Raw genomic sequence first — 13607 nt, forward strand, 5'->3', positions numbered from 1 at the left:
TAAAACCCCACAAAATGAATAGAAGAAACTTTTTGACACTTACTGGTACATTTACTGGAGGCGCAATGCTTTTACCTGATTTTCTGCATGCTTTTGGTTCACAACAAAACGTAGTTATTGGTGATCAATGTGTCGTTTTTGTGCAATTAAATGGCGGAAACGATGGACTGAATACCTTTGTTCCTTTCGATAATCCTTTGTATTATGCCTTACGACCGCAAATCGCATTGTCTAAAGACGCTGTTATTGGGAAAAATAAAGGAATGGCTTTCCATCCTGCATTAAAAGGCTTTGCAGAAATGCAGCAAAATGGTGATTTATCGGTTATACAAAATGTGGGTTATCCAGAACCAAATCGTTCTCATTTTCGCAGTCAGGAAATTTGGCAAACCGCTTCAGATTCCAATAAATATATTAATGAAGGTTGGTTAGGACGCTATCTAGATTTGCAATGCAAAGACCACCAACCTACCGCCGGAATAAACTTAGACAGTATCGATAATTTATCCTTAAAAGGATTGGAACCGAATTCTATTACTGTAAAAAACCCAAACGTTTTTAAAACTAAAAATCAGAAAGAAGAAGCAGGTACCTTATCCGATAATCCTCAGTTAGATTTTGTTCGAAAAATTGCCAATTCAGTTACAGAAGGTTCAGATGAAATCCAGAAAGCATTGGCTAAATCGACTGCTGAAATCAGTTATCCTAAAACGGGTTTGGCTACAAATCTAGCGTGGATTTCTCGCTTAATCAAAGGGAATTTGAATTCAAAAGTATATTATACTTCGCTAAATGGATTTGATACGCATGATAATCAATTAGCTGTTCAAAATAACAAATTAACCGAATTGAATGATGCTCTATTTAGTTTTTATACAGATTTAAAAAAAGCTTCATTAATGCAAAATGTGACAATCGTTGTGTTTTCTGAATTTGGTCGTCGCGTAAAAGACAATGGTAAAGGTACAGATCATGGAACCGCAGCACCAATGTTTATTATTGGAGGAAACAACCGCGGAAAAATCATCGGTAACAACCCCAATCTTTCCGATTTAGATCAAGGTGATTTAAAATACGAAACTGATTTCAGAAGTGTATATGCTAGTTTATTACAAAAGAAACTAGACTTTGATTACACTAAAATAGGAATTCAGAATAAAGCGTTGCAAGGACTTTTTTAAAGATTTTTGATTGCATAGTAACAATTTTTGATTGCAGATTTAGGGGTTGAACATAAATTGTTTCTTTATCGATATTCCCACATCAGAAATCAAAAATCTTGAATAAAAAATCTTGAATAAAAAATTACTGATTCAAATTTCCTTCGCCATCTTCTTTCTTTTCTTTATTTAATAAATTTGGATCTTCTTTAGCCAATTTATTTTTAGTTGGGATTTTATAATTAATACTAAAACCAAATCGGCGTGAGTCATTTTTATTAGATAATAGCAACGGGGTATTGTACGAACTCACTACAGTACGATTAGAATTGAAGATATCATTAGCACTTACGGAAACTGAAACTTGATCTTTGAAAAACTTTTTAGAAAAAGTCAAGTCTACATTATTTCTCATTGGCTTCTCAACAATAAAATAAAAATAATTCCCTTTTGGAAACATATAATTAAAGTTGGCTACAAATTTAATTCCTTTTGGCAGCACGGTTTGTGACATCAAATTAAACATCCAGAAACCATTAGTATTAATATCTGGAATTTGGTGGTATTGATACGCTGTGTAAACATATAAGAAGTTCATCGTATCTGGATTGACATTCATTTTCATTGTTTCTTTAAGTCCTTCCGTAAATAGCATATACGGAATAGGCAATCCCACATTAAAATTATGAACTTTTATTTGTGGCACATTGACACTTGTATTGACAACAACATCATTTGTCAGCAACACTCTATTTACTACCTGATTTTGGGCTGAACTTACATTATATCCTATAAAAGCATAATCAAAAGCGCTTAATTTCACTTCGTAATTATCAAAAATAGTAGGTTGCAAGTTTGGATTTCCAGAGTAATCTACATTTGGATTTTGATAATTGGTATTATTCGGATTTAAAGCTGAAGTGCTCGGTAAACTAATCTTTTTGTTGTAATTAGCATTAAAATAAATGGAATTACTAAAATTATATTGCGCGCTTGCATTTGGAAAAAAACGAAACTGCTTAAATGGAATTAATTCTTCTGTGTTCGTTTTACCCTTAATGTTATAATCTTCGGCTCTACCGCCAACAATAAAATTGAACTTATCAAATTTAGTTTGAAATTCAGCATAAGCTGCCGCTGTTTTTCGTTGATAATCTAAATTGACAACATTCTCACTCTGCGTTTCAAAAAATAATCCTTCATACAAACCTCCAAAACTTAATTTTCCTTCATCAGAAAAATTTATTGGCTGAGAATAATCAATTTTTGCATTCAATAATTGTTGGTCTGACTTATTATCTAAAACAGTAGTATTGGTAGTTCTTGAATCCAATACGAAATCATTTTTATTGTCATTATAATTAACTTTAAATTCTAATTTTTTAGCTCTGTCCTCAAACTTTTTTTGGTAAGTAACCACAAAATCCTGACGTAAAGCATCCGTGTAAGAGTCATCATCAGTACTGAATCCTGGGCCATTCCCTTTAGTATTGCTACTATTGTTACTGTAATTTAAATCATAATTAAGCAATAATCGATCTTTTCCAATATCAAAAGTCACTCCTGATTTTATGAAATTTGTTCTTCCAATGCGATCTGCATTCGTAGCAGAAACTAACGAATTAACATTGTTTACGTTTTTAGTAACCGTGGTCCACAAAGCACTTTCGTAATAACTTTGTCCAAGATTCAGTTGCCAACCAAAATATTTATTTTTAGCACTCAACAACAAACTATTGTTTACGCGCCATCTCAAATGATCGTAACTAGTAATATTAGTGCTATTAGTGTAGGTTGCGCTTAAATATTTTTTGGCGTTAACATTCGTAATGATATTCATAATAGCTCCACCAGAAGTTGCAGGAAATTCTGCACCAGGTTGCGTAATGATTTCAATTTTCTCAATGGCGTTTGCCGGCATTCCTTCAAGAAAAGCATTCAGTTCATTAGTTGTAATATTTAGAGGTCTTCCATCTAAATAAACATCTAATTGCTTGCCTTGATACATCATTCCAGCCACATCTGAAGCAATGAGTCCGGGTAATTTTTTAATTCCATCTAAGACAGATCCAGAATTTAAACTCGGCTGACTGGCAAAATCAAATATGGTTCTATCTGCTTTTTGCTCTACTGCTTTCTTCACTTTTACAATAGAAACTTCGTTTAATTCGACCGCTTTTTTTTCTGTTTCTTGCGCTGTAAGTGTAGAGACTAAACCTAAAAATAGAAATGCCAGTAAGTGTTTGTTTTTCATGATCCTTTTTATAATACCTATTAAGTCTCATTAATATACAAAACGTTACTAAAAATAGGACTAATTTTCTGATATAGTTCTATTTATTGATGTATCAATATTGATTCCTCACTTTAACCACTGTTTATAACTCATAAGTAGGAACTAAAGCCTATCTTTGCCCGCTTTTTAAAATTTAAAAAATGACAAAGAATAACGTATTAAAAGGAGTTTTTCTAGTAGCATTAGGCGCAACTAGCTACGGAATGTTGGCCACTTTTGTGAAAATAGCATACGGCGATGGTTATACTACTGCAGAGGTTACGACTTCTCAATTTATATATGGAATTATAGGAATTCTAATTTTGAATTTAATTCAGAAGGTTAAAAACAAAAACAAAACTCCAAAAGCATCAAAAAAAAATATTTTTCAGTTGATGCTAGCTGGAACTTCATTAGGAATGACAAGTATTTTCTACTATCTAGCCGTGAAATACATTCCTGTTTCTATAGGAATTGTATTGTTGATGCAAACCGTATGGATAGGTGTTTTACTAGAGTGGTTTTTAGATAAGAAAGCACCTTCATTTCAAAAAATAATTTCGGTATTAATTGTTTTAATTGGTACAGCATTAGCAATAAACATCTTCAAAATCGACTTTAATGATTCCAATAATAATTGGCCGTTAGGGATTTTGTTTGGCTTACTAGCTGCTGCTTCCTTTACAACAACTATGTTTACTGCAAATCGTGTTGCAACTGCTATTTCGCCTACACAACGAAGCTTGTATATGATTCTTGGAGGTGCTGTGATTGTATTTACATTTGCTATATTCACACAAGTTACTCCATTCAACTTTGAAATCTTCGCAAAATGGGGAATTATCATGGCACTTTTTGGAACCATAATTCCACCAATGTTATTGAATGCTGGTTTTCCACTTACAGGAATTGGATTAGGAAGTATAGTTTCTGCACTGGAACTTCCTGTTTCGGTTATGATGGCTTATACATTGCTAAATGAAAAAGTAGATCCATTACAGTGGTTTGGTATCGCTTTAATCATTCTGGCCATTATCATTATGAATGTTAATTTAAAAAAAAAGGCTGAAACACCTGGCCATTAAAACCTTAAAAAACATAAATAAACTCATTGATTTTTTATAAATTCGTAACAAACACTCTTATTATGAATTTACCTTGGCATTTATATGTAATGGCTTTTATTTATTTCGTTGCAGGAATAAACCATTTTAGGAATCCACGACTTTACATAAAAATCATTCCACCTTCTTTTCCAAATCCAAAATTACTGAATATAATAAGCGGTTTGGCAGAAATACTTTTGGGAATTGGATTATGTATTCCAATTATTTCGAATTATGCTGCCTGGGGAGTAATCGCTTTATTGATAGCTGTTTTTCCTGCAAATATTTATATGTTTACCAATCAAAAAGCGAGTATGGGTCTACCCAAATGGGTTTTACTTTTGCGAATACCTTTGCAATTACTTTTAATTTTTTGGGCTTACCAATATACTTAATCGAATGAATTCCTTATTTGACTTTGCATCCGAACCACTATTTCTAGGGTTGCCAGATGCTGAAATTATTTATTATCCTGAATTTTATGATAAGCCAGCAGCTGATTTAATGTATACTGAATTAGTGAAAGACATACTGTGGCAACAAGATGAGATTAGAGTATTTGGAAAAATTCACCCGCAACCTAGATTGACTGCTTTGTATGGAAATGAAGGAAAATCCTATTCCTATTCCAATATAAAAATGCAACCCCATCCTTGGAATTTGCTTTTGCAAAAGATAAAATCAGAAGTTGAGAAGGTCGCCGAAACACATTTCAGCACTGTTCTACTGAATTACTATCGAGATGGAAAAGACAGTAACGGTTGGCATGCTGATAACGAAAAAGAATTAGGATTGAATCCGATAATAGCTTCAGTAAGTTTTGGTGCTGAACGAGTTTTTCAGCTAAAACATAATTCTGATATAGGACAGAAACAAAATATCGTTTTACAACATGGAAGTTTATTATTGATGAAAGGAACAACTCAACATTTCTGGAAACATCAAATTCCAAAAACTGCCAAACCTATTGGCTCCCGAATAAACCTCACATTCCGATTGATAAAGTAATTTACGTACTGAAATTGTGTTATATTTGAAAGTAACTTTTTTTAATTATGAACGAAATCATTTCCTATTTTTCTACCATTCCATCTTCACACAGAAGTTTAATCCTTGTGGGCGGAATTACATTATTTTGGTTGATTGAAAATGCATTTCCGCTTTTTAACTTCAGTTATAAAAAATGGCGTCACGCCAGCATCAATATTTTCTTGACTGCTACTACTATTGTAGTTAATTTTTTCTTGGCTTTCATTTTATTAAAAACTGCCAATTGGACCATTGCTAACGATTTTGGCGTTTTACAATGGCTACCCGAAATGTCTATTTGGCTTTATGCACTTATTGGATTGCTATTGTTGGATTTAATTGGCGCTTATTTAGTTCATTTAGTAGAGCATAAAGTAAAAATATTATGGCGTTTTCATATCATTCATCATACGGATACTTGGGTAGATACTACTTCTGCAAATAGACATCATCCGGGTGAAAGTGTTATTCGGTTTGCTTTTACAACTCTAGGAGTCTTAGTAGTGGGAAGTCCCATGTGGATGGTATTCTTGTATCAAACACTATCCGTCATTGCTACACAATTCAATCACGCTAACATTTCATTGCCTAAAAAATTAGATACTGTTTTGAGTTATTTTATCGTATCACCAGACATGCATAAAGTACATCATCATCACGTTCTTCCATACACGGACAGTAATTACGGAAATATATTTTCAGTTTGGGATCGTTTATTTAGAACATATAAGACACTTCCAAGGGCGGAAATCAAGTACGGAATTGATACTTATCCCGATCCAAAAGAACACAACAACTTAAAAATTTTATTAAAAATACCCTTTCAAAAACCACCAATAAAATAAAAGAAGCAAAAAATATAAAAAAAAATATTTTTTGTCAAAACGTAATTTTTTTTTCTTAATATTGGTACAAATTAGAAATGTAATTTATTAATCATTAACAACTTATTTGAATTAATTTTCACGTGATGAAAAAGAGTAACCGAAAAGAATTAAACTGGGAGCAAACAGAAAAACTTGTTACAATGGCTTTAGAAGAAAAAAATCCTTTTGAAATAATTAAAAAGGAATTTGGTCTGGCCGAAAAAGAGATTCTGGAAATCATGAAAAAGAAGATGCCAGCAGAAAAATTTGAAATGTGGAAAAAGAAAGCCGTAGCAAATAAACCAAAACCGAAACCAGTTAAAATTGATGATTTTGACGAAGATTTGGATGGTAAATACTATATAAAAAATAAACTTGATTAGTTTTAAAGCTCCTGTACTTCAGGAGCTTTTTTTTTAATTGATAATAAAACTGAATTTAGTAAACGAAAAAATCCAATCTATGAAATTACGATTCACAGATTGATTTTTTTTTTATTAAGACTATAATAATGCTAATTGGCTACTTTTTGAAAATCTTGTCTAATTTTCTGTTCTTTCAAAATATTTTCTAGAAAAGGCTTCGTTACATTTTCAATTTCAGTTTCGGAAATAGTTAATGCTTTAGGATTTTTAGCTAATTCTAACCATGGTTTAGGAGCTTTGAAATCATAACTACCAAAAACAATTACTGGTGTTCCTTTTACTTTAACCGTTTCTGGATTAGACAATTCCCATTGGTCTGCGAAATCATATAATTTACGAGCATCTTTTTCTTGAAGTCTCAAACATGAATGGGAAGCGGGATAACCTGGCAAAGTATATTGGTGCCATCCTACACCTAATTTATTTTCGATATTAAAGTTCCAACGTAATTCCCATTCATCATCAAAAGTACTCGTTGTTTCCTCTGCTTTCCAATTTGTAAAAAAGAGACCTGTAGGAGTTTTATCTTTTTCTCTTCCCATATTAGTAGGCCCTGTATAAACTAATTCTCCTTTTTCATAAGCCGCAAATGTTTGTGTGGGGTAAGAAAAAAAGACGATTTTATTAATATCTTTCAGTGCCGAAACGGTTAGCGGGAATGGCAAATAAAATTCAATGTCACCAGTTAAATCATCTGGAATAACTACAGAATCCATTTTTTTAAAATTCGCAGCATCCGTCCTATTTACGGCGTAGGCAATGTGGAATTTAGTACTATCAGTAGCATTTTTTGAGAGCCAGTCTTTGGCACTTTCAAGATGATAAGAAGTTTTTTTAGGTTCATGCCTTTCTTTGACAACAACTTTTTCAGCAGTTGACTCAGTTTTATTTTCTTGCTTACAAGCAACAAATAATAATGCAAGACTAATATTTAAAATCAGGGCTATTTTTTTCATAATGGAATATTTATTTTGATTTTTAAGTTCCGATAAACTTTTATTTTACAAACTTCAGCCATTTAACTGACCTTACTGTTATATAATTAACCCGTATTCTTATCAAATTATGAGATGAGTAAAATTAGTATTTTTGGATTACACCACTATTTTAATAAGTCTGTATTGCATTTGCCACGAAGACACAAAGCCCCAAAAACAATCATTAGATTATTAATAAATCAAAGTTGACAATGCCTTTGTGAGTTCTTGACTTAGTGTCAACAAACATACTTGTAAACCAAACTCTACATAGTATAATCAGTTTTTATGATAATAATCAAAAGTTAATAGTATCATATTTTACTTTTTAATAACAGTTAAAAAAAGGGAATGGTTTAACTTTGTAAATCATATTAGAAAAAGAAAAAATGAACGATTTAAAAAATAAAAATGCACTTATTACGGGTGCCGGAAAAGGAATTGGAAAAGCAGTCGCTATTGCATTAGCTAAAGAAGGTGTAAATGTAATTTTAATGGCAAGAACGCAATCTGATTTAGATGAAGTAGCTAAAGAAGTAAATGCTCTGGGAGTAAAATCCTTGACTTTAATTGCTGATGTAGCTGATATTACTTCAGTAAATACGGCAGTTGAAAGAGCTTTAGGAGAATTTAAAACAATTGACATATTAGTCAATAATGCTGGAGTTGCAGCATTTGGAAAATTCTTAGAATTAGAACCTGTGGCTTGGGAAAACATTATTAAGGTAAATTTAATGGGAACGTATTATGTAACACGTGCTGTTTTACCTAACATGATTGAAAGACAAACGGGCGATATCATCAATATTTCTTCAACAGCAGGATTAGCTGGAAATGCTTTGACGAGTGCTTACAGTGCTTCAAAATTCGCTGTTTTAGGTTTAACTGATTCGTTGATGCAAGAAGTTCGTAAGCATAACATTAGAGTAACCGCTTTAACGCCAAGTACCGTTGCTACTAATATGGCGAAAGAATTAAACCTTACGGATGGTAATCCTGCTAAAGTGATGCAATCCGAAGACATGGCAGAATTAATTATCGCTCAATTGAAATTAAACCGAAGAGTTTTCATAAAAAACAGCAGTATTTGGTCTACAAATCCTTAAGTCATTGTCTTTAAAGATATAAGACAAAGAAGGTAATACTTAAAATAAAAAAACATTAAGAGAATAAGTTTAATTAAGTTTTGTGCTTAATTAAACTTATTCTCTTAATGGTTTAAAACTAAATGACTTATTTTTTTAAATATTTATTTTAAACTAAAGCCGAAATAAAATCCATACGAACGCTTCCATCTTCGTCAATTTTAGTCAAATTAATGTCGTGTAATGTATTCACTAATTCTGGATTCCACGGTGTTTTTACTTTTACGTAATTCTCCGTAAAACCATGAATATACCCTTCTTTATTTTCACTTTCAAAAAGTACTGTTCTATTTGTTCCTAACTGACTTTCATAAAAAGCACGACGTTTTTTAACGGATAAGCCACGCATCATTTTACTTCTCTTTGCACGAACATTAGCAGCAACAACTCCATTCATATCAGCAGCTTCTGTATTGTCACGTTCTGAATACGTAAAAACATGTAAATAGGAAATATCCATTTCGTTTAGGAAATTATAAGTCTCCAAGAAATGCTCATCAGTTTCACCAGGAAAACCAACAATCACATCCACACCAATACAAGCATGTGGCATTACTTCGCGTATTTTATTAACTCTTTCAGTATAAACTTCTCGCTGGTAGCGACGCTTCATCAACTTTAAAATAGCATTACTTCCTGATTGCAAAGGAATATGAAAATGGGGTACAAAAGTTCTGCTTTTTGAAACAAATTCTATCGTTTCATTTTTCAATAAATTAGGTTCTATAGACGAAATTCGCAAACGCTCAATTCCTTCTACTTTATCTAATTCTTGAACTAATTCCAGAAAAGTATGCTCATGCTTTTTATTCCCAAATTCACCTTTTCCGTAATCACCAATATTTACTCCGGTCAGAACAATTTCTTTAATATTTTGTTTCGAAATTTCCGATGCATTTTTCAATACATTTTCCAGTTCATCACTTCTAGAAATCCCCCTTGCTAACGGAATCGTACAATAGGTACATTTGTAATCGCAACCATCCTGCACTTTCAGGAAAGCGCGCGTTCTGTCACCAATGGAATAACTTCCTACATAAAAATCAGCCTCAGAAATCTCGCAAGAATGTACTTCGCCCATATCATTTTTGGACAAATCATTAATATAATCAGTGATTTTAAATTTTTCAGTAGCCCCAAGAACTAAATCGACACCATCAACTGAAGCTAATTCTTCTGGTTTTAGCTGTGCATAACAACCTACCGCCGCAATAAAAGCCTTGTTATTTAACTTCATTGCTTTTTTTACAATCTGCTTAAATTGTTTATCTGCATTTTCAGTAACGGAACATGTATTTATCACATACATATCAGCAACTTCCTCAAAGTCGACCCGATCAAAACCTTCATCTTCAATAGAACGAGCAATTGTCGATGTTTCCGAAAAATTTAATTTACAACCAAGCGTATAAAAAGCAACTTTTTTTCTATTTTCCATATTGACAATCAAGAACTTACATAATTTATTGTTAAATTTACATTGTTGTAAGTTTGGTTTGCAAATTTACAAAGAAAACCCAAGAAATAAAAAATTTAAATTTTATAACTTTTTCACAGTAATGATTAGAACTTTAATCCATTTAAAAAAAAATTATATGAAAAAAACTATTTATTACCTCGTTATATTACTAATTTCAATTAGCAATATGAATGCCCAAATTGTCACCAATCAAAAAACTGTTCCTATTTTAGATCGAGAATTATTTTTTGGTAATCCTGAAATTTCCGGTGGACAATTAAGCCCAGACGGAAAATGGATCTCATTTATGAAAGCTTATGATGGGATAATGAATATTTGGATCAAAAAATTTGATGAACCTTTTGAAAAAGCAAGACCACTCACTAACAGTAAACGTCCAATGCAAGGGTATTTCTGGACTTATGACGGCAAATACATTTTGTATGTAAAAGACGAGAATGGAGACGAAAATAGGAATGTTTTTGCAGTTGATCCTATGGCAAAACCAGTATCCAACAGCGTCCCTATATCCAGAAATATAACTCCTTTAAAAGATATAAGTGCACAAATTGATTTGGTTAGTATAAAAAATCCAGACTTATTGATGGTTTCTTTAAACGATAAAGATAAAGCTTGGCATGATTTATACCAACTTAAAATTTCTACAGGAGAGCTCACAAAAATATATGAAAACAAAGATAGAGTTACAGGTTATATTTTTGACTGGGACGATAATCTAAGAATCCTTTCTAAAACTGACGAGAAAGGAACGACAACCTTCTTCAAAAAGGAAGGTGACAAACTAACTTCCATTTATGAAACTCCAGTAACAGAACAAGCATATGTTGCCACTTGGACTCCAGATAACAAAGAAGCCTATTTTGTAACTAACAAAGGTGATTTAGACCTTTCTTCATTATTTTTAATGGATATGGATACTCAAAAAATGAAAAAAATTGAGAGTGACCCAAAAAACAGAGTAGATTTTGGTTCTTTGAGTGTTAGTGATTTGACCCGAGAATTGATAGCTACTTCTTATACTGATGACAAAACAGAATATCTATGGAAAAACAAAAAATGGGAAAATAATTATAAATTCTTAAAGTCTAAATTCCCTGGTAGAGAAATTTCTTTTCAAAGCCAAACTAAAGACGAAAGCAAGTTTTTAATTGCCGTATCTGGAGATAAATATGCCGCAGAAGTATATTTTTTTAATGCTGAGACTAAAGCATTAGTATTGCAATATGTGCCTAGGCCTGCTCTAAAGAAAGTGGAAAAATATTTAGCTCCTATGAAACCCATACATTATAAAAGTAGTGATGGTTTAGAAATTACAGGATATTTAACCTTGCCCGTAGGTAAAGACGGAAAGAATTTACCAACCGTAATTTTAGTACACGGCGGACCTAAAGGACCACGAGATAATTGGGGATACAATTCTATCGCTCAATTTTTGGCTAATCGTGGATATGCTGTTTTACAGCCTAATTTTAGAGCTAGTGGTGGTTATGGTAAGAAGTTCTTAAATGCAGGCGATTTACAATGGGGAAAACTAATGCAAGATGATATTACTTGGGGTGCGAAATATTTACTCTCAAATGGCATATCAAATAATGATAAAATAGCTATTATGGGTGGAAGCTACGGCGGGTATGCAACTTTAGCTGGACTTGCATTTACACCGGACCTTTATGCATGCGGTGTGGATATCGTAGGGCCAAGTAATATATTTACCTTATTAGAATCGGTGCCTGCTTACTGGGAATCTGGTAGGGCCTTTTTATATGGTATGGTTGGCGATCCAAATACAGAAGTTGGAAAAAAATTGATCCATGCTGCAAGTCCTATTTTTAGTGCGGACAAAATTGTAAAACCATTACTAATTATTCAAGGAGCAAATGATCCAAGAGTTAAAAAAGCAGAGGCCGAGCAAATTGTAGTTGCATTAAGAGACAAAGGGAAACAAGTGTCTTATATTTTAGCTGATGATGAAGGACATGGTTTTGCAAAACCAGTAAATAATATGGCAATGTTTGCTGAAACTGAAAAATTTCTAGCAGGAATTTTAGGTGGCAGGTATCAAAAAGAAATGCCAGAAAATGTAGCCAAACGCTTAAAAGAAATGACCGTCGATGTTAGGACAGTAACATACGTACCTAAAATAAATTAAAAAAATATCCGATATATAATAGTGTCACCACTATTATATATCGGATATTTTCTATTCCATCAATTCTATATTTTAAAAACTCGGAAATTAAATTTCATTCCAGCTTTCTCATTCTTAATATTTGTGCAAGAATTAATTATACAAGAAAAATACTATTAGTTAAAATTTAATTCAAGATAAAACGTCGCACAACCTCAGCCACACCATGATCATTATTTGAAGCAACAATCACATCTGCCCTATCTCTCAATTCTGGATCTACGTTGTCAACCCAAACACCTAGTCCCGCATATTCAATCATCGATAAATCATTACCAGCGTTACCAACAGCAATGATTTCACTTTGGAGAATATTCAGTTTCTCGGCTAAGAATTTCACACTTGCTGCTTTATCAATTCCATTTTGAGCCACTTCTAAGAAAAAAGGTTTTGACATAGAAACACTCAAATGAGGCATCGCCACTTTTAAGTCGGCTTCAACCTTTCTAAGGTATGTTGGTTCTTCCAATAAAATACATTTTACCGCAGATGAAGTAACTGCATCCTTGAAATTACGAACTTTATTATGCTCTAAGCCTGTAATATTTTTTTCTATTTCAATATATTCCGAATCGGTTTCGCTAACAATTTTCCCATCTACGTACGTAATAATATGGGTTTTACTTTTTAAACTGTAATCGTACAACTCATGAATTTGCTGTTGTGTTAAGGTTTGTTCAAACAACACTTTATCTTCTTTTAAATCCGTAATAACAGCTCCGTTAAAAGAAAGCATAAAAGAATTATTAATATCTAATTTCAATTCTTTAGCAAAAGTAGTCATTGCTAATGTAGGCCTACCCGAAGCTAAAACTACATAAACACCTAATTCTTGGGCCTTAAATAACATTTCCTTATTCTCTTCTGATATTTTATGGTCATCAGTCAACAAGGTATCATCCATGTCCAGAACCAACATTCTATATTTCATCTAATTCTTTTAGCAATTACATTTT

General features: G+C 32.4%; 12 protein-coding genes. 8 read left to right on the forward strand and 4 right to left on the reverse strand.

Features of this window, described 5'->3' with window-relative positions; genetic code table 11:
* The first annotated feature begins 14 nt into the window (after positions 1 to 14).
* Positions 15 to 1181, forward strand: coding sequence for a DUF1501 domain-containing protein (locus LNP27_RS15080; protein ID WP_229942470.1), 1167 nt, complete (start codon positions 15 to 17; stop codon positions 1179 to 1181).
* A gap of 124 nt (positions 1182 to 1305) precedes the next feature.
* Here the strand turns inward: LNP27_RS15080 and LNP27_RS15085 are convergent, their stop codons facing one another.
* A complete protein-coding gene (locus LNP27_RS15085) occupies positions 1306 to 3414 on the reverse strand; it encodes a TonB-dependent receptor domain-containing protein (protein ID WP_229942471.1) in 2109 nt (702 codons plus the stop codon).
* A gap of 182 nt (positions 3415 to 3596) precedes the next feature.
* On the opposite strand from LNP27_RS15085, the gene LNP27_RS15090 reads away from it, so the two are divergent.
* The 5 genes from LNP27_RS15090 to LNP27_RS15110 all read left to right on the forward strand — a co-directional run bounded on the left by LNP27_RS15090 (position 3597) and on the right by LNP27_RS15110 (position 6819).
* Positions 3597 to 4520 (forward strand): DMT family transporter, encoded by a 924-nt coding sequence (locus LNP27_RS15090; protein ID WP_229942472.1) that lies wholly within the window; start codon positions 3597 to 3599, stop codon positions 4518 to 4520.
* Between the two features lie 62 nt (positions 4521 to 4582).
* The gene (locus tag LNP27_RS15095) at positions 4583 to 4936 is read left to right on the forward strand and encodes a DoxX family protein (RefSeq protein WP_229942473.1); all 354 of its coding nucleotides are present in this window, start codon (positions 4583 to 4585) and stop codon (positions 4934 to 4936) included.
* Positions 4937 to 4940: 4 nt separating this feature from the next.
* Positions 4941 to 5549: an alpha-ketoglutarate-dependent dioxygenase AlkB family protein gene (locus LNP27_RS15100; protein ID WP_229942474.1), complete on the forward strand. Its 609-nt coding sequence runs from the start codon at positions 4941 to 4943 to the stop codon at positions 5547 to 5549.
* Positions 5550 to 5596: 47 nt separating this feature from the next.
* A complete protein-coding gene (locus tag LNP27_RS15105) occupies positions 5597 to 6415 on the forward strand; it encodes a sterol desaturase family protein (RefSeq protein WP_229942475.1) in 819 nt (272 codons plus the stop codon).
* A gap of 125 nt (positions 6416 to 6540) precedes the next feature.
* Positions 6541 to 6819 carry a DUF2805 domain-containing protein gene (locus tag LNP27_RS15110; RefSeq protein WP_346432392.1) on the forward strand — a complete coding sequence of 93 codons (279 nt, stop codon included), beginning with the start codon at positions 6541 to 6543 and terminating at the stop codon, positions 6817 to 6819.
* Between the two features lie 131 nt (positions 6820 to 6950).
* Here LNP27_RS15110 and LNP27_RS15115 read toward each other — a convergent pair whose 3' ends face one another.
* The gene (locus LNP27_RS15115) at positions 6951 to 7817 is read right to left on the reverse strand and encodes a L,D-transpeptidase (RefSeq protein WP_229942477.1); all 867 of its coding nucleotides are present in this window, start codon (positions 7815 to 7817) and stop codon (positions 6951 to 6953) included.
* 410 nt (positions 7818 to 8227) lie between these two features.
* Here LNP27_RS15115 and LNP27_RS15120 point away from each other — a divergent pair, with 410 nt between their 5' ends.
* Complete coding sequence (locus LNP27_RS15120) at positions 8228 to 8944, forward strand: 3-ketoacyl-ACP reductase (RefSeq protein ID WP_229942478.1); 717 nt, start codon at positions 8228 to 8230, stop codon at positions 8942 to 8944.
* A 148-nt stretch (positions 8945 to 9092) separates the two neighbouring features.
* Here the strand turns inward: LNP27_RS15120 and mtaB are convergent, their stop codons facing one another.
* Positions 9093 to 10421 carry a tRNA (N(6)-L-threonylcarbamoyladenosine(37)-C(2))-methylthiotransferase MtaB gene (mtaB, locus tag LNP27_RS15125; RefSeq protein WP_229942479.1) on the reverse strand — a complete coding sequence of 443 codons (1329 nt, stop codon included), beginning with the start codon at positions 10419 to 10421 and terminating at the stop codon, positions 9093 to 9095.
* Positions 10422 to 10578: 157 nt separating this feature from the next.
* Here mtaB and LNP27_RS15130 point away from each other — a divergent pair, with 157 nt between their 5' ends.
* Positions 10579 to 12612 (forward strand): S9 family peptidase, encoded by a 2034-nt coding sequence (locus LNP27_RS15130; RefSeq protein ID WP_229942480.1) that lies wholly within the window; start codon positions 10579 to 10581, stop codon positions 12610 to 12612.
* 166 nt (positions 12613 to 12778) lie between these two features.
* Here LNP27_RS15130 and LNP27_RS15135 read toward each other — a convergent pair whose 3' ends face one another.
* Positions 12779 to 13582 carry a Cof-type HAD-IIB family hydrolase gene (locus LNP27_RS15135; RefSeq protein WP_229942481.1) on the reverse strand — a complete coding sequence of 268 codons (804 nt, stop codon included), beginning with the start codon at positions 13580 to 13582 and terminating at the stop codon, positions 12779 to 12781.
* Between the last annotated feature and the right edge of the window lie 25 nt (positions 13583 to 13607).

It is taken from the genome of Flavobacterium galactosidilyticum (genome assembly GCF_020911945.1).
In the GTDB taxonomy this organism is placed as follows: domain Bacteria; phylum Bacteroidota; class Bacteroidia; order Flavobacteriales; family Flavobacteriaceae; genus Flavobacterium; species Flavobacterium galactosidilyticum.